The 15,469-nt window shown below is 40.6% G+C and carries 22 protein-coding genes and 1 rRNA gene; 2 read left to right on the top strand and 21 right to left on the bottom strand.

Translation table 11 applies throughout. The annotated features are described in order from the left end of the window. Positions 1-205 (bottom strand): 16S ribosomal RNA (locus tag H514_RS0108055); the annotation flags it as partial. 430 nt (positions 206-635) lie between these two features. Beyond that, the gene (locus tag H514_RS0108060; protein WP_027446498.1) at positions 636-857 is read right to left on the bottom strand and encodes a hypothetical protein; all 222 of its coding nucleotides are present in this window, start codon (positions 855-857) and stop codon (positions 636-638) included. Between the two features lie 198 nt (positions 858-1,055). Here H514_RS0108060 and pdaB point away from each other — a divergent pair, with 198 nt between their 5' ends. After that, on the top strand, positions 1,056-1,817 hold the full coding sequence (gene pdaB / locus H514_RS0108065; RefSeq protein ID WP_027446499.1) for a polysaccharide deacetylase family sporulation protein PdaB: 762 nt from the start codon (positions 1,056-1,058) through the stop codon (positions 1,815-1,817). A gap of 45 nt (positions 1,818-1,862) precedes the next feature. Here pdaB and H514_RS0108070 read toward each other — a convergent pair whose 3' ends face one another. Beyond that, positions 1,863-2,546: a KinB-signaling pathway activation protein gene (locus H514_RS0108070; RefSeq protein WP_027446500.1), complete on the bottom strand. Its 684-nt coding sequence runs from the start codon at positions 2,544-2,546 to the stop codon at positions 1,863-1,865. A gap of 176 nt (positions 2,547-2,722) precedes the next feature. Between H514_RS0108070 and gerD the strand changes: the two genes are divergently transcribed. Beyond that, the gene (gene gerD, locus H514_RS22780) at positions 2,723-3,394 is read left to right on the top strand and encodes a spore germination lipoprotein GerD (RefSeq protein ID WP_231566580.1); all 672 of its coding nucleotides are present in this window, start codon (positions 2,723-2,725) and stop codon (positions 3,392-3,394) included. A 50-nt stretch (positions 3,395-3,444) separates the two neighbouring features. Here gerD and H514_RS0108080 read toward each other — a convergent pair whose 3' ends face one another. From H514_RS0108080 to H514_RS0108165, 18 genes are all read right to left on the bottom strand, one after another. Further along, positions 3,445-4,497: an Mrp/NBP35 family ATP-binding protein gene (locus tag H514_RS0108080; RefSeq protein ID WP_027446501.1), complete on the bottom strand. Its 1,053-nt coding sequence runs from the start codon at positions 4,495-4,497 to the stop codon at positions 3,445-3,447. A gap of 95 nt (positions 4,498-4,592) precedes the next feature. After that, entirely contained in the window at positions 4,593-5,312 is a 720-nt protein-coding gene (cwlD, locus tag H514_RS0108085) for an N-acetylmuramoyl-L-alanine amidase CwlD (RefSeq protein WP_027446502.1), read from the bottom strand. Between the two features lie 66 nt (positions 5,313-5,378). Beyond that, the gene (locus tag H514_RS0108090) at positions 5,379-5,822 is read right to left on the bottom strand and encodes a DUF2521 family protein (protein ID WP_027446503.1); all 444 of its coding nucleotides are present in this window, start codon (positions 5,820-5,822) and stop codon (positions 5,379-5,381) included. 483 nt (positions 5,823-6,305) lie between these two features. Beyond that, positions 6,306-6,698 carry a 30S ribosomal protein S9 gene (gene rpsI, locus H514_RS0108095; RefSeq protein WP_027446504.1) on the bottom strand — a complete coding sequence of 131 codons (393 nt, stop codon included), beginning with the start codon at positions 6,696-6,698 and terminating at the stop codon, positions 6,306-6,308. Between the two features lie 20 nt (positions 6,699-6,718). After that, positions 6,719-7,156, bottom strand: a complete 438-nt coding sequence (rplM, locus tag H514_RS0108100) for a 50S ribosomal protein L13 (protein WP_027446505.1) — start codon at positions 7,154-7,156, stop codon at positions 6,719-6,721. A gap of 488 nt (positions 7,157-7,644) precedes the next feature. After that, on the bottom strand, positions 7,645-8,400 hold the full coding sequence (truA, locus tag H514_RS0108105) for a tRNA pseudouridine(38-40) synthase TruA (RefSeq protein WP_027446506.1): 756 nt from the start codon (positions 8,398-8,400) through the stop codon (positions 7,645-7,647). A 13-nt stretch (positions 8,401-8,413) separates the two neighbouring features. Then, complete coding sequence (locus tag H514_RS0108110; protein ID WP_027446507.1) at positions 8,414-9,211, bottom strand: energy-coupling factor transporter transmembrane component T family protein; 798 nt, start codon at positions 9,209-9,211, stop codon at positions 8,414-8,416. Beyond that, positions 9,204-10,076 (bottom strand): energy-coupling factor ABC transporter ATP-binding protein, encoded by an 873-nt coding sequence (locus H514_RS0108115; RefSeq protein WP_027446508.1) that lies wholly within the window; start codon positions 10,074-10,076, stop codon positions 9,204-9,206. The genes H514_RS0108110 and H514_RS0108115 overlap by 8 nt, the downstream gene beginning before the upstream one ends. Further along, on the bottom strand, positions 10,052-10,891 hold the full coding sequence (locus tag H514_RS0108120) for an energy-coupling factor ABC transporter ATP-binding protein (RefSeq protein ID WP_027446509.1): 840 nt from the start codon (positions 10,889-10,891) through the stop codon (positions 10,052-10,054). Before H514_RS0108120 ends, H514_RS0108115 begins: the two co-directional genes overlap by 25 nt. A 143-nt stretch (positions 10,892-11,034) precedes the next feature. Next, the gene (rplQ, locus tag H514_RS0108125; protein WP_027446510.1) at positions 11,035-11,394 is read right to left on the bottom strand and encodes a 50S ribosomal protein L17; all 360 of its coding nucleotides are present in this window, start codon (positions 11,392-11,394) and stop codon (positions 11,035-11,037) included. Between the two features lie 49 nt (positions 11,395-11,443). Further along, the gene (locus H514_RS0108130; protein WP_027446511.1) at positions 11,444-12,388 is read right to left on the bottom strand and encodes a DNA-directed RNA polymerase subunit alpha; all 945 of its coding nucleotides are present in this window, start codon (positions 12,386-12,388) and stop codon (positions 11,444-11,446) included. A 180-nt stretch (positions 12,389-12,568) separates the two neighbouring features. After that, positions 12,569-12,958 carry a 30S ribosomal protein S11 gene (gene rpsK / locus H514_RS0108135; RefSeq protein ID WP_027446512.1) on the bottom strand — a complete coding sequence of 130 codons (390 nt, stop codon included), beginning with the start codon at positions 12,956-12,958 and terminating at the stop codon, positions 12,569-12,571. A 23-nt stretch (positions 12,959-12,981) separates the two neighbouring features. Continuing rightward, the gene (rpsM, locus tag H514_RS0108140; protein WP_027446513.1) at positions 12,982-13,347 is read right to left on the bottom strand and encodes a 30S ribosomal protein S13; all 366 of its coding nucleotides are present in this window, start codon (positions 13,345-13,347) and stop codon (positions 12,982-12,984) included. Between the two features lie 23 nt (positions 13,348-13,370). After that, on the bottom strand, positions 13,371-13,484 hold the full coding sequence (gene rpmJ, locus H514_RS0108145; RefSeq protein ID WP_003156543.1) for a 50S ribosomal protein L36: 114 nt from the start codon (positions 13,482-13,484) through the stop codon (positions 13,371-13,373). A 31-nt stretch (positions 13,485-13,515) separates the two neighbouring features. Continuing rightward, complete coding sequence (gene infA, locus H514_RS0108150) at positions 13,516-13,734, bottom strand: translation initiation factor IF-1 (protein WP_027446514.1); 219 nt, start codon at positions 13,732-13,734, stop codon at positions 13,516-13,518. Beyond that, a complete protein-coding gene (locus tag H514_RS0108155; protein ID WP_027446515.1) occupies positions 13,712-14,047 on the bottom strand; it encodes a KOW domain-containing RNA-binding protein in 336 nt (111 codons plus the stop codon). Before H514_RS0108155 ends, infA begins: the two co-directional genes overlap by 23 nt. A 16-nt stretch (positions 14,048-14,063) precedes the next feature. Continuing rightward, a complete protein-coding gene (gene map, locus H514_RS0108160; protein ID WP_027446516.1) occupies positions 14,064-14,810 on the bottom strand; it encodes a type I methionyl aminopeptidase in 747 nt (248 codons plus the stop codon). Beyond that, on the bottom strand, positions 14,810-15,460 hold the full coding sequence (locus H514_RS0108165) for an adenylate kinase (protein ID WP_027446517.1): 651 nt from the start codon (positions 15,458-15,460) through the stop codon (positions 14,810-14,812). Before H514_RS0108165 ends, map begins: the two co-directional genes overlap by 1 nt. Between the last annotated feature and the right edge of the window lie 9 nt (positions 15,461-15,469).

Genomic DNA, 15,469 nt, shown 5'->3' on the forward strand with positions numbered 1-15,469 from the left:
CGGTTCCAACGATTATTCGGTATTAGCCCCGGTTTCCCGGGGTTATCCCGATCTCTCAGGTAGGTTACCCACGTGTTACTCACCCGTCCGCCGCTCGATCCACAACAATCACCCCGAAGGGATCATGTTGTTTCACGCGCTCGACTTGCATGTATTAGGCACGCCGCCAGCGTTCGTCCTGAGCCAAGATCAAACTCTCCATAAGAGTTCGCCTTTGCATCAAAATGATGTCTGGCTTTAAAAAAATAAAAAGTAATTCATTGACGTAACATGTCGTTTCGTTCAGTTTTCAAGGATCAAAATGTGCGCTGTCTTTCAGCGACGCAATTTAATATATCATGGTGTCGATATAAAGTCAATAACTTTTCTGCAAAAAATATTAAATCGTTTTTGCTGTGTTATTTTGTGATTGCGTTGCCTTGCTGACAACAAAAAATAATATAGCATAGGATTTTATATTTGTGCAAGGATATTTGAGGATTTTTTTATAAAAATCTTGTTCAAATAAATGGAATATACCTCTACATCCTCAATTTCAAGGCATTCACACAACTTCCCCTTCATTAAAATCATCTTTATTTTTTCTATCAAAAAACCTTCTCTAAGTGCGAGAAGGTTTTAAATTAACTTTTATATTACTTATGCTTCCGCTTCGGAGGAATATATTTGAGACTTTCTTTTTCCGATACAAAGCGTCGAAATAAGTTATAGAGGATTTGATATCTCTCTTCCATTGCTCTTTTGACAATATGATCGATGCGTGAATCTGACAAGTCAAGGAGCAATTCTTCCATTTCTCTTTTTAATAAGTACTCGATTTCTTTTTGCTCGATTTCATTGATCATCAATCCTAACATTGGCTCACCTCTATAAAATTAAATGGCTTTCTTACATTGTGTCCCATTTATTAGTAATTTATTAAAAAATAGACAACCAAAAGAAAAGCGTAAGCTCCCGTTTCTATCTTCAATGATAAAAAAGGCTTGTTCATATTTGTCCAACCCCTACATAGATTAAAATAAGGAACTAATTTATAGGATAGGGAGAGGGGAAGCTTGCAGCACTTTTATGTATGGAAAGTTAACCGTGCGAAAAAATGGGGACTTGTTGTCTTTGCTGCCCTTTTTTGTGCAATTTTTCTTTGGGTTGAGCGTGATAGTTCTTTTTCTGTATTCACGACAGATGATGGACCAAGAGCGTTAATTAGTAGTGGCTCTAAAGGTAAGGATGTCGCTTTAACGTTTAATATTAGTTGGGGACAAGAGCAGGTCTTCCCCATATTAGATACTTTAAAAGAACACGATGTTAAAGCGACATTTTTTGTTAGTGGAGAGTGGGCAGAACGCCACCCTGATATCTTAGAAGAGATCAAGAAAAATGATCACGAGATTGGGATGATGGGTTATCGTTACAAAAGCTATGTGAAGCAAGATATCAAACAGGTAAGGAAAGATCTCTTATATGCTAAAGACATCTTTCAAAAGTTAGGGTATGAAGATATAAAACTTCTTCGTACTCCGAGCGGCCATTTTAACAAAGAGGTCCTTTCACTAGCAGATAAGTTAGGTTTTAAGGTTATTAAATGGAATGTAAACCCAAGTGATTGGAAGAATCCTGGAACGCAAACGATTGTGGATGAAGTAATGAAGGAAACTTCCGGGGGAGATATTATTGTAATGCATGCTTCCGATTCTGTTAAGCAAACAAATGATGCATTAAAGACCATCTTACCTGGTATTAAAAATAAGGGACTTTCGTTTGTGTCCATATCAAAAATGATATCGAAAGTGGAAGCTCAGTCAGAAGAGATTGACTAAATGAGTATCTACTATGAAAAAATTCGCATGCCTGAGCATGCGAATTTATTTTTTCTTCTTTTTTTTCTTTTTCTTTTTTGATTTAGCGTTTCCAGAAGACTTCTTTTGATTTGTAGTGTCAGCCGCTTCTGTTTTGTTTTGACTCTCACCTGTAATTCGGTGAAGGACAAGGAGCTGATACGTATTACAAACTAGAAGTGGTACAAGCATAAGCATCATCCAGCTTGGGTCATTTGCACGTATAGCTGGTATCCATTCTACAGAAGTGATAACCACCATAAAGAATAACGCTGGAATAAATGCTTTTTGGTTTGTTTCTTTTGCCTTTACGTACGACACAGCTAAGCCATATATGAGTAAAGCAATTGGAATAACAAAGAAAGTCCACAGCGCTACCTCTCCATCCGCTTCTTTATAACGGAAATACACAAAGTCAAACAGTGTAAATGCAATCAGTACGACTTGGACCAATGGCCAGATTCTACGGAACATCCCTAGACCAAATTGGTGTACCGTTAGATAAGCGAAAAAACCCATTTGACTAATCACACTAAAAATAAACCCTAGGCCAAGAAACATAAACATTAACCCTAATACTTCAAATATGCTAAACGGCTCCAACGCCTTTGCGTATGTATCACTTTTAGCAAAAAAGCTAACAATAACTCCGGAAAGTCCACCCCAAAGCAGCGTCGTTAAGAATAACCGCACCCATTTTCGACTCGTCACAATGATCCTCCTACCTTTTATCTTATCCAATTAAACGATTTCAATGTTGATATGTCTATAATGCAACTCTTCCGTATTTTATCATGAAGTAGCTCTTTTTTCCTCCTGTTCGTGTGTATATTTTTCAACAGATATCTCATATTAAGCATAGGAATCGATACGAAAGGAGCGTACTCATGCGACATATGAGGAGCCTTGCCTTTATAGTAGCAATAATACTTTTACTTGGTGGCTGTGCCGGAAATTCATCAGGCGGCGACCAAACGGGTTATGAGACCACAAAGAAAATGGTTGTCGATATTCTTAAGACAGATGAAGGAAAAAAAGCCATTACACAAGTATTAACGGATCAAAAAATGAAACAACAAATTGTGTTAGATTCTGAAGTGGTTAAAAAGTCCATTGAAGAAACTGTTTCATCCGATAAAGGAAAAAAGTTTTGGAAAGAACTTTTCTCAAACCCTGAGTTCACGAAAACCTTTGCTCAATCCATGACGGACCAACAGAAAAAAGTAATGAAGGAACTCATGAATGATTCACAGTTCCAAAAAAGTATGCTTGAACTAATGAAGAATCCAGAAATGGAAAAACAGATGTCCTCAGTCATGACAAGCCAGAAATTCCGTGAGCATTTAGAGAAAACCATTCAGGAAACAATGAATACTCCGATGTTCAAAGCTAAAATGAGCGAAATTGTTCTTAAAGCAGCAGAAGAGATGAAGTCTGGTGGCGGTGAAGGTAAACAATCACAAGAAGGACAAGAAAAAAGTCAGGGTGGAAAGCAATCTGAAGGAAAGAAAGAAGAAGGTGGCCAAGAGGAAGACGGTGGCCAGGGTGAAAGTTCCTAATTCTCTTATCAAAAAAAGATCCTGCTGAGCAGGATCTTTTTTGATTAATGCTATTCCATTTTGTTAATCATTTTGTTTGCTACAGACAAGAAGATCTTACCAGTTGGATGATCAGCCTGGTACACGCCCGGCGCAAATACATCTTCCTCTTCATAAGGCTGTTGAAGAGGTAGCCTTCCGAGTATATCCGTCTGAAGTTGTTCAGCGAGCTTGTCCCCGCCCCCTTGACCAAAGACATATTCTTTTTGACCAGTTAACTTACTTTCAAAGTAAGACATGTTTTCTATAATACCGAGAATTTCATGCTCTGTTTTAATGGCCATTTGACCTGCACGAGCTGCTACAAATGCAGCTGTCGGGTGTGGTGTTGTGACGATTACTTCTTTACAGGATGGCAGCATAGAATGGAGATCTAAAGCTACATCTCCTGTTCCAGGTGGTAGGTCTAGAAGAAGGTAATCTAAATCGCCCCACTCAACCTCTTTAAAGAAGCTTGTCAGCATTTTTCCAAGCATAGGTCCACGCCAAATAATTGGAGAATTATCCTCCACAAAGAAGCCCATAGAAATAACTTTTACACCGAATCGCTCTACGGGTATAATATGTTCGCCACGTACTACAGGACGTTCTTCGATCCCCATCATGTCTGGAACACTAAATCCATAAATGTCCGCGTCAATAATACCGACTTTTTTGCCTAAACGAGCAAGGGATGTTGCTAAGTTTACGGTAACTGTTGATTTACCAACTCCCCCTTTACCACTTGCCACAGCAATAAACGTAGTATCCCCGCTTTCTAACAAGGATCCACCTTCTGATTGTCCAGATGTATTCGCATATTGCTGAATAACCTCATCAGGCAATTGTTCAAAACGTAAGCCAACAGTTGCTGCTCCAGCACCTTTTAAAACGTTTACAATTTCTTGTTGTAATTGCATTTGCTCAGCTGTATTAGGTTGCGCAATCGCTATTTTCACGCTGACATGATTTTTCTCTTCTTTAATAGTGATTTCACCAATGCCGCCTGTTTCTTCAAGTGTTCTATGTAAATGCGGATCTTCAATTTTATGAAGCAAGTCCACAACTTGTTCTTTTGTTACCATGTGTGCCACCAACCTTTACTGAAATAGTCTAATTGTTAGTATAACATATATATTGGCAACACCATTACACACAAGGTTTCGAATTCATAATCGAATTACGAACCTTCAGGAACTTTCTCCTCGGTTACGTACCTCAAGATCCCCTCATAGATTGAAGCAGCCACTTTCTTCTGATAAGAATCCGTTTTAAGAAGATCGCGTTCATGTACATTAGATAAAAACCCAATTTCTACAAGTGCTCCTGGTGGCTCTGTTTGTTTTAAAAGGTACATATTATTCTTGGCGAGAGCATTACGCGTTGTATTTTCTAAGTTACGTTTAATTTCTGTTTGGATAAACTTCGCAAGCCTTTCACTCTCTGGTGATGTTGGATTATAAAAGGATTGTGCACCATGCCATTTCGTTGAAGGAATCGCATTTAAATGAACACTCACAAAAAAATCAGCTTCTTTATCATCAATCAGTTGTACGCGTCTACGTATATCCTGAGACTTTCGTTTAGATAAGCTCTTGATATCTTCGTCTGCCAAATCAACATCTTTTTCACGTGTTAAATAGACAAGTGCGCCCGCTTGCTGCAAGTAGTCACGTAAATGCTTGGACACTTGTAGGGCAATGTCTTTCTCTAATGTATCATCCGCACCAACGGCACCCCCATCTACTCCACCGTGTCCAGGATCAAGTACAATGATTTGTCCGGCAAGGGGAAGGGACCAGGTTTGCCATGAATCCTTTGTTTCAATCGGGTATCGGATCAGTACGATTAATATCAAAAGTCCTAAGATCCAGCTTGCAATTTTAAGCGTTTTTCCCATTCTTGTCTCCTCCTAATTGTAGCTACAGTCCAATATATGGGACAAGAATGGGAATTATGATTATCATTAATGAAGCTTTAAGCGCCTTCTTCTTTCACCACGCTCCAAGCCTGCCATCCACCACCGTTTAAAAAATTTCTCACATATAGTTCCTGCTCGTTGAATTAACCAAGAGTGTGATTCTGTTGCATGATGCCAGTAATCCAGATAATCCGCAAAGTCTGCGGAGATCGTATTAAGTTCAACTTCATAACGATTTATGACATCCTCTTTTTGGTCACCAGATAAAATAAATTGACTAGCTTCAGCTCCAAGTAAATAAGCCTCCATAGCTTGCTCAATAGCTTCTTCTTGGATGGCAGATTCAAATACGGTATATGAATGAAAAAGTTTCTGAAAGGATTGTGAGACATCCTGTTGCACTTCTTGTAATGTAAGTTCGCGTAGTAAACTACGTTCAAATTGAATTTGTTTGTTTAATCGTAATCGTTCTATTGGTACGACAGACATACCGAATCACCTCCATAATGGTATTAGTTTATTCGGTATGCATAAGAACGATTCGAGGTCACGGCAGTTACCTGATATGGAAAAAAGATGATTTACCTAATGTAAACTTATTCAGTAAAATGCAGTTATCTTGAATAAGCTGGTGCGGGGTGGTTCCGTTGCTTATATGGAGTGCGGCGTGCTGGGAAATGGGTTACTTTCCTGCGGACGAACGAGATCCCGCAGAGAGCTTGCGAACGAGGAAGCTCGGCCGGTCTTCCGCAGGAGTATTGCCGTTTCCCTGAACCCCTTACTCTCTTTCCGGCAACGGACCTCCACCGCACTTTATCTCGATTCCAAGTCTTCCACATAAGGGGGATTTAGTGGAATATGTTAGAGCATAATTTCTCATTTATATTCATTTGCACAGTTCCTTTAACTTAACCTAAAACACAAAAAATCCCCTGGTCAAAAGACCAAGGGATTTGTAAGCGAAAAACCATATTAACGCTTTGAGAATTGTGGCGCACGACGTGCTTTGCGAAGACCGTACTTTTTACGTTCTTTCTCACGAGCGTCACGAGTTAGGAAACCTGCGCGCTTAAGAGAAGTGCGGTATTCAGGGTCTGCTTCTAATAGCGCACGTGCAACACCGTGACGGATAGCACCAGCTTGACCAGTGAAACCTCCGCCATCAACGTTTACAAGAACATCATAAGTTCCTTCAGTTTCTGTTAGAGCTAAAGGCTGCTTAGTGATTACACGTAGCGTTTCGTATGGGAAATAATCTTCTGCATCACGTTTATTAATAACGACACGGCCTGTGCCTGGAACTAAACGTACACGAGCTGTTGAGCTTTTACGACGTCCAGTACCGTAGTATTGTACTTGTGCCAACTCAGTCTACCTCCTTTTAATTAACCGCGAAGCTCAAGTGCTTCTGGTTTTTGTGCTTGATGTTTGTGTTCAGGTCCACGATATACGTGAAGTTTCTTGCCCATTTCACGTCCTAGGCTTCCGCTTGGTAGCATACCTTTTACAGCTTGCTCAAGCATTTGCTCAGGGTAGTTATTGCGCATTTCGTATGCACGACGTTCTTTTAAACCACCTGGGTGATTTGAATGACGGTAATACATCTTGTCATTTAGTTTCTTACCAGTTAGTTCAATTTTTTCAGCGTTCACAAGGATCACGTGATCACCCGTGTCAACATGCGGTGTGTATGTTGCTTTATGCTTTCCGCGAAGGATAGATGCAACCTCGCTTGCCAAACGACCTAGTGTTTGACCTTCAGCATCAACAACATACCATTTGCGTTCAACGTTATTTTCGTTGGCCATGAAAGTTGTGCGCATGGTCGGTTCCCTCCTAATATTCATTCATTCTTTTAAACGATTATCTTATTATCAACATAATTAGTTCCGGGGCTAATCATGGTAATGAAATAAAATGCCATAGATCATATTATAATACTTACATACCTTATGTCAAGGGAATGTTACACCTGGATACGTTGTTTTTATAAACAAAAGCGTAAGCGCCCGTTTAGCGACGGATGGACTGGACTGAACCGCAGGGCGATAAAGGAAACACGAAGAGCCTTTAGGCGCTTCGATGTTGACTTATCGCACGGAGTAATAAAGGGATAAGGATGATCGGCTAAGTTCGTCACATCCTGTGACTACGCCGATCTGACCCACGTCGTGTGGGCCCAATTTCGTCACGTCCTGTGACAACGTCGATCTGACCCACATCATGTGGGCCCAAGTCCATACGTCGCTGGGCGCTGGAGCTAGATGATGCTGCTACTAAAATTTCAGGATCCGTAGAATATACCAATAATCTACCCCTGACCTTTATAATCCACTTTCCATAAAAACAACCCTTGAGCAGGAGCTGTGACGCCTGCTTTTGTTCGTTCTTTAGCTTCCATGATCACTGGTATATCTTCAGGTTCACGACGCCCTCTCCCAACTTGAATCAGAGTCCCTACTAAAATCCTTACCATATTGTAGAGAAATCCATCTCCACGAAAAATAAACAGAAGCTCGTCACCTTGTATTTCACAGGTCGCCTCATATACTGTTCGTACACGTTCTCCACGTACTCTCGTTTTAGTTGAACTAAAAGACGTGAAATCATGAGTACCCTCAATATACTTACATGCTTCTTTTATTTTACCGATATTTAGATCATAGGGAACATGGTAGGTAACATTACGTCTAAAAACATCTTTATCTTTAGTGTTAAGCACACGGTATCGATATTCTTTTTGAGAAGTATCATATCTAGCATGAAAATCCATAGAAACCTTATGCACTTCTACAATTTGGATGTCAGACGGTAAAAGGGTTTGTAATCCTTTCTTCCAATTGTACTCAGGGATATACAAATCTGAATCAAAGTGAAAGACCTGACCATATGCATGGACTCCAGCATCAGTGCGGCCCGAAGCAATAATTTTCATTGGCTTTCCTTTATGCATTTTTGTTAAGGCTTTTTCAATTTTTTCTTGGATCGTACGGTTTGAATTGGATTGGATTTGAAAGCCCGAATAGTTTGTGCCATCGTATTGAACAACACAACACACACGCTCCATAAGCGTCACACCTCTACGTTCGTAAAATAAAGACACCGACCATTACAACGACAAATAAAACTAGGGCAGCGATATCTTCTTTGGTGAGAGTAAGTTCTCTCAATTTTGTGCGCCCTTCTCCACCTTGATAGCCTCTTGCTTCCATAGCCATAGCAAGGTCCTCAGCACGCTTAAATGCGCTGACGAATAATGGTACTAGTAATGGAACAATCGCCTTCACACGCTCTTTAATTGGGCCGCTACGAAAGTCCACACCTCTTGATGCCTGTGCCTTCGAAATCTTCTCTGTTTCCTGCATAAGTGTCGGGATAAATCGTAAAGAAATAGACATCATTAAAGCAAGTTCATGAACAGGGAATTTTACCTTTTTCAAAGGGTGAAACATACTTTCGATCGCATCAGTTATCGAAATGGGTGTCGTTGTTAGAGTCAGTAAGGATGTTAATAGAATTAACAGGAAGAAGCGTAAGGAGATTTTAACTCCTTGTTCAATTGCTTCCTCATAAACAGGGAATGAGAATATCTCAAATAGAACGTCTCCCTGCCTTGTAAAAAACACATGCAATAAAAAGGTAAATAGAATTAAAAACCAGACTGGCTTTAGCCCTTTTAAGATAAATGATAGCGGTATTCTCGTGATAGCTACGCTCACAAATGCGAAAAGCGTTAACAAGCCATAACTTCCAAAAGAGTTTGCGAAAAAGACAACAATAACAAAGAAGAAGATGATCGTCATTTTCATCCGTGGATCCATTCTATGAACGAGTGATTGCCCAGGTACATATTGTCCGATAATCATAGAATCATTCATCATGATGTCCCCCCTTCAGTTTGTTCTTTAATTGTTCAGCAAACTGAGACAGGGGTTGGTTGGTGTATTGCATGGAAGTATCAAATTTCTGTTCAAATTTTGTTATAAACTCGATGATTTCAGGTACATCTAACCCAACATCATTCAAAGCTTCTTTTTGATGAAAAACTTCGAGTGGTTCACCTTCCATATAGAGTTGTCCTTGGTCCATAACCAGGACATAATCAGCATAGGCGAGAGCATCCTCCATACTATGCGTAACCAACACGGTGGTAAGCTGCTGGTCTCGATGAAGTTGATAGAACATGTCCATCATTTCTCTTTGTCCTCTAGGGTCAAGCCCTGCAGTGGGCTCATCGAGTACTAGAACACTTGGTTCCATCGCTAAAACGCCTGCTATTGCGACTCGGCGCATCTGACCTCCACTTAAATCAAATGGAGAACGCTCTAGCATATCTGATGATAACCCTACAGAATCAATGGTACGCTCCACTCGATCATCAATTTCGTCTTTCTCCACACCAAAATTGGTTGGTCCAAAAGCAATATCTTTATAGACAGTTTCTTCAAAGAGTTGGTGCTCTGGATATTGAAATACTACGCCAACTTGTTCACGTAAAGATTTTAACTGTTTATTCTTTTCATCAGCCTGAATCTTATAGTCTCCAATTTCCACTTCTCCGTGTGTAGGTGCTAATAATCCATTTAAGTGTTGAAGTAATGTTGACTTTCCAGAACCAGTGTGACCAATAACTGCAACAAATGATCCTGATGGTATTGTAAATGAAAGGTCTTGCAAGGCTTTGTATTCAAAAGGGGTTTTGGGTTGATAGATATAACTTACGTTTTTAAATGATATTTGCATAGTGCATCCAACATTTCTTCATGATTTATGGGTTCCATTTCTAAATCCAATCCCATATCCTTTAATTCATGTGCGAGCTTGGTGACAAATGGAGCATCAAGCCCAATGTCTGTCAGCTCTGCTTGCTTAGCAAAAATTTCTCGTGGCGTCCCCTCATGCCATACTTCACCTTTATTCATTACAATGACTCGATCTGCCATAGCAACCTCATTCAAATCGTGTGTAATTGTGATAATAGACACATCACGTTCACGACGTAGATGATTGACTGTATTCATAATTTCCCGTCTACCTTTTGGATCAAGCATGGCTGTCGCTTCATCGAATATGATTAGTTCAGGTGACACAGCCAACACACTAGCAATGGCAACTCTTTGTTTCTGTCCTCCTGATAATCGATGTGGTTCTTGATTTTCATAAGAAGACATTCCTACTGTTTCTAAACTTTGTTGAATTCGTTTAATCATTTCTTCTCGTGGTACACCATGGTTTTCAAGACCGAATGCAACATCATCTTTTACAGTGGTTCCAACAAATTGATTATCAGGGTTTTGAAATACCATACCGACTTTCTTACGGATTTCCCAGATCGTTTCCTCAGCTAGCTCTTCTCCGTCAACGACTACACTACCATGCTGGGGGAATAATAATCCGTTCATTAATTTAGCCATAGTTGATTTCCCGGATCCATTGTGTCCGATAATGGCCACCCATTCATTTGGTTTGACGTTTAGCGTAACGTTTTGCAATACCCATGGGTAGTCCTCTCTATACTGGAACGATACGTTGTTAAACGTTAAAAAACTACGTTCCATTTTCCCCCTCCTCTCCTCAACTCATACTTTATTTCCCTGGGAATATTGTCGAAAATTCTACTGAAATTTCATTTTACATAAATAAAAAAAGGGCTGGGATTAACCTCAAAAGAGATTCTGTCCTGCCCTTTTTCGAACTAGAATTATACAAGTTCAATAATCGCTGTTTTCGCACCGTCACCTTTACGAGGACCAACTTTAAGGATACGAGTGTAACCACCTTGACGGTCTTCATAACGCGTAGCGATGTCTGAGAATAGCTTTTGAAGAGCGGTTTCTTCGCTATCTTCATCTGCTTGCGCTTTGTATAGGAATGATTCAGCTTGGCGACGAGCGTGAAGATCTCCGCGCTTACCAAGTGTAATCATTTTTTCAACAACAGAACGAAGCTCTTTTGCCTTTGCTTCAGTTGTTTCAATACGCTCATGAATAATAAGGTCTGTTGCTAAATTACGTAGTAATGCCATACGTACGTCAGTTGTACGACCTAACTTTCTAGCCATATCAGTTCCCTCCTTTGCTGAGAAACTCTTCTATCAAACGACTCTATCGTTAGTCGTCTTTACGTAAGCCTAAGCCAAGATCGTTGAGCTTGTGCTTAACTTCCTCAAGGGATTTACGGCCAAGGTTACGAACTTTCATCATGTCTTCTTCAGACTTTTGAGCAAGTTCCTGAACCGTGTTGATACCAGCACGCTTGAGGCAGTTGTAAGAACGAACAGATAGGTCAAGTTCTTCGATCGTCATTTCTAGGACTTTTTCTTTTTGGTCTTCTTCTTTCTCAACCATGATTTCAGCATTTTGTGCTTCATCAGTAAGTCCAACGAAAATGTTTAAGTGTTCCATATAGATTTTAGCACCTAATGAAACGGCTTCTTCTGGTCGAATGCTTCCGTCAGTCCATACGTCTAACGTTAGCTTATCAAAATTTGTCACCTGGCCTACGCGAGTGTTCTCCACTTGGTAGGTTACACGTGAAATTGGTGTGAAGATGGAATCAACTGGGATGACGCCAATTGGTTGTTCATCGTGTTTGTTTGCTTCTGCTGGACGATACCCTCGACCTTTCTCTGCCGTAATTTTCATACGTAGAGTAGCATTCGATTGTAACGTTGCAATGTGGATCTCAGGGTTTAAAATCTCGACATCACTGTCATGCGTAATATCTGCAGCCGTAACAGTTCCTTCTCCCTGTACATCAACTTCTAGAGTTTTAGACTCTTCGGAATAAATCTTCAGAGCTAACTTCTTTAAATTCAAAATGATGGTTGTTACATCTTCCACCACGCCATCGATCGTGGAGAATTCGTGTAGCGCTCCATCCATTTGCACGGAAGTTACAGCAGCGCCAGGAAGTGAGGATAGTAGGATACGACGCAAGGAGTTCCCAAGTGTTGTACCATACCCACGTTCAAGCGGTTCGACGACCAACTTTCCAAATGTTGCATCATCGCTGATCTCAACCGTTTCAATTTTTGGCTTTTCAATTTCGATCATTAAATAACCCCTCCTTCAAAACGTCGAAACCCCGGTTAGACTATTGTCTAACCGAAATTCCTCAGGTAGGCAGTCCCCGTTTATGCATATTTGACTATACATATAAATTTGTGTTTATGCGATGCTGTTTTAGCTATCATAACCCATTATAGACAGGGTGACAAATTCTATACAGGTAAATTACACACGACGACGTTTTGGTGGGCGGCAACCATTGTGAGGTACTGGTGTAACATCAACAATGGCCGTTACTTCAAGGCCTGCAGCCTGAAGTGCACGGATAGCAGCTTCACGTCCAGCACCTGGTCCTTTTACCGTTACCTCAAGAGATCTCATACCGTGCTCCATTGAGTCTTTTGCAGCAGCTTCTGCACACATTTGAGCTGCGAATGGAGTTGATTTACGAGAACCTTTGAAGCCTAGCGCACCAGCACTACTCCAGCTAATAGCGTTACCTTGGGAGTCCGTGATCGTTACGATTGTGTTGTTAAATGTTGAACGAATATGCGCAACTCCCGTGTCTATATTCTTTTTCACACGACGCTTACGAGTGTTTGTTTTACGTGCCATAGGATTCGCTTACCTCCTTTACTTTACTTTTTCTTGTTAGCGATTGTACGACGAGGTCCTTTACGCGTACGAGAGTTGTTCTTCGTCTTTTGACCGCGTAGTGGAAGGCCACGACGGTGACGGACTCCACGATAAGAACCAATTTCGATTAAACGTTTAATGTCTAGAGAGTTTTCACGACGAAGGTCACCTTCTACAGTGAAGTTCTCTAATTCTTTACGGATCTTAGCTAATTCGTCCTCAGTAAGATCGCGAACGCGTGTGTTCTCATCTACACCAGCACCAGCTAAAACCTGTTGAGCTGTTGTGTGACCAACACCGTATACATAGGTTAATGAGATAACTACACGTTTGTCACGTGGAATATCAATACCAGCAATACGTGCCATTCAGCAGTGCACCTCCTTCAGAATTATCCTTGTTTTTGTTTATGCTTAGGGTTTTCGCAAATTACCATGACTTTGCCTTTACGACGGATAACTTTGCATTTTTCACATATTGGTTTTACAGATGGTCTTACCTTCATCATCCATACCTCCTTTTGTATCGGAGTATTCCTATTTATAGCGGTACGTAATACGTCCTCTACTTAAATCATAAGGAGAAAGTTCAACCGTTACTTTATCTCCAGGTAAAATACGAATGAAGTGCATACGAATTTTACCGGAAACATGAGCTAGAACGGTATGACCGTTCTCTAACTCCACTTTAAACATTGCGTTCGGCAATGTGTCAACAACGGTACCTTCTACTTCAATTACATCTTCTTTCGCCATCGAGTTGATCTCCCTTCTCTAAAGCAGTCACTTCTTCATTCACAAATTTTGATAAGGCAAAGCGTAGTTTGCCATTCGTTACGCGACCAGTTTCTAGAAGGCTATTTTGGACTTCTGGAGAGACGAAGTCTGAGAATTCAATGTGATGAACGTTCTTTTTCTTTGGACGATCATACTTTCGTTTCTCCCCGTCTGCAAGCAGCACAAAACGATCATCAACGATCCCGATGATAATCATATACTGTTCTACTTCACGTCCTTGCAAGACACGAACAACTTGACCTATTCGTGGACTCGACTCTGCTTCGTTCAACAACGATCACCTTCACTTAGGCTTTAGTTAAAATCTCAAAACCTTCTTCTGTTATAGCAATAGTATGCTCGAAGTGGGCACACATTTTGCCATCTTCCGTTACAACCGTCCAATTGTCAGCAAGCGTACGAACATATCGCTCACCTGCGTTAACCATTGGTTCTACGGCTAAAACCATTCCAGGTTTCAAACGTGGTCCTTTATTAGGTGGCCCAAAGTGAGGGATTTGAGGATCTTCGTGAAGCTCCTGCCCTACTCCATGACCTACATATTCTCGAACAATCGAGAATCCTTTTGGTTCCACAAATGTTTGAATCGCATGAGATATATTTGAAAGGCGTTCGCCTGGTTTTGCCTCATTTAAACCTTTGAATAAGGATTCTTCAGTTACATCAAGCAACTCCTGGGTCGCCTCATCAATCTCGCCTACTGGATAAGTCCAAGCGGAATCTCCATGATAGCCTTTATATTTAGCGCCAATATCGATTGAAATAATGTCGCCTTCATTAAGTTTGCGTTCACCCGGGATTCCATGTACCAGCTCTTCATTGACTGAGACACAAATACTACCACGGAACCCATTATAACCTTTAAAAGAAGGAATTGCATCCATACTATGAATGAAGTTTTCTGCCACTTCATCCAACTCCTTGGTTGTAATACCAGGTTGTATATGCTTTTTCAATTCCTGGTGCGTCAGAGCGACGATTTTACCGGCATGACGCATGATTTCAATTTCGCGTGGTGTTTTGGTAATGATCATTAAGCTAAGCCTCCGAGCTTTTCATCGATATCATGGAATACTTGATCAATGTCTTGATCTCCGTTAATGGTAACAAGATAACCTTTATCATCATAGAAGTTTAACAGTGGTTTTGTATTTTCTAAGTTGACTTCCAAGCGCTTGCGAACAGTCTCTGGCTTGTCATCATCACGTTGAATGAGTTCAGAGCCATCGTGGTCACATATACCTTCCACTTTTGGAGGGTTGTATTTAACATGGTAAGTCGCGCCACATGTTGGACAAATACGACGTCCTGTTAAACGCTCAACTAGTTGTTCGGTATCAACATCGATATGGAGCACATAATCCAGTGTTGTACCTAAATCTGATAACAGATTTTCCAGAGCTTCAGCTTGTGCAACCGTTCTTGGGAATCCATCAAGCAAGAAACCTTGTTTGCAATCATCTTTACCAAGGCGTTCGCGAACTATACCGATGGTTACTTCATCAGGTACAAGCTCACCTTTATCCATATAGGATTTCGCCTCTTTACCAAGTTGTGTTCCTTCTTTGATCGCAGAACGGAACATATCTCCTGTTGAGATATGAGGGATTTGATATTTATCAACGATTTGTTCTGCCTGAGTACCTTTACCAGCACCAGGAAGACCCATTAAGATTAAGTTCAAAATGTTCCC

Source organism: Pontibacillus marinus BH030004 = DSM 16465, from assembly GCF_000425225.1.
GTDB classification, from domain to species: Bacteria; Bacillota; Bacilli; order Bacillales; family BH030062; genus Pontibacillus; species Pontibacillus marinus.

Bases quoted from the DNA above. Each gene is read 5' to 3' on its own strand.
- map (WP_027446516.1), bottom strand. From the start codon at position 14,810: ATGATCATTACCAAAACACCACGCGAAATTGAAATCATGCGTCATGCC.
- rplQ (WP_027446510.1), bottom strand. From the start codon at position 11,394: ATGGCTAGAAAGTTAGGTCGTACAACTGACGTACGTATGGCATTACTA.
- H514_RS0108110 (WP_027446507.1), bottom strand. From the start codon at position 9,211: ATGAATGATTCTATGATTATCGGACAATATGTACCTGGGCAATCACTC.
- H514_RS0108090 (WP_027446503.1), bottom strand. From the start codon at position 5,822: ATGTCTGTCGTACCAATAGAACGATTACGATTAAACAAACAAATTCAA.
- rpmJ (WP_003156543.1), bottom strand. From the start codon at position 13,484: ATGAAGGTAAGACCATCTGTAAAACCAATATGTGAAAAATGCAAAGTT.
- H514_RS0108130 (WP_027446511.1), bottom strand. From the start codon at position 12,388: ATGATCGAAATTGAAAAGCCAAAAATTGAAACGGTTGAGATCAGCGAT.
- H514_RS0108115 (WP_027446508.1), bottom strand. From the start codon at position 10,076: ATGCAAATATCATTTAAAAACGTAAGTTATATCTATCAACCCAAAACC.
- truA (WP_027446506.1), bottom strand. From the start codon at position 8,400: ATGGAGCGTGTGTGTTGTGTTGTTCAATACGATGGCACAAACTATTCG.
- H514_RS0108120 (WP_027446509.1), bottom strand. From the start codon at position 10,891: ATGGAACGTAGTTTTTTAACGTTTAACAACGTATCGTTCCAGTATAGA.
- H514_RS0108060 (WP_027446498.1), bottom strand. From the start codon at position 857: ATGTTAGGATTGATGATCAATGAAATCGAGCAAAAAGAAATCGAGTAC.
- cwlD (WP_027446502.1), bottom strand. From the start codon at position 5,312: ATGGGAAAAACGCTTAAAATTGCAAGCTGGATCTTAGGACTTTTGATA.
- gerD (WP_231566580.1), top strand. From the start codon at position 2,723: ATGCGACATATGAGGAGCCTTGCCTTTATAGTAGCAATAATACTTTTA.
- rpsK (WP_027446512.1), bottom strand. From the start codon at position 12,958: ATGGCACGTAAAACAAACACTCGTAAGCGTCGTGTGAAAAAGAATATA.
- rplM (WP_027446505.1), bottom strand. From the start codon at position 7,156: ATGCGCACAACTTTCATGGCCAACGAAAATAACGTTGAACGCAAATGG.
- rpsM (WP_027446513.1), bottom strand. From the start codon at position 13,347: ATGGCACGTATTGCTGGTATTGATATTCCACGTGACAAACGTGTAGTT.
- H514_RS0108080 (WP_027446501.1), bottom strand. From the start codon at position 4,497: ATGGTAACAAAAGAACAAGTTGTGGACTTGCTTCATAAAATTGAAGAT.
- infA (WP_027446514.1), bottom strand. From the start codon at position 13,734: ATGGCGAAAGAAGATGTAATTGAAGTAGAAGGTACCGTTGTTGACACA.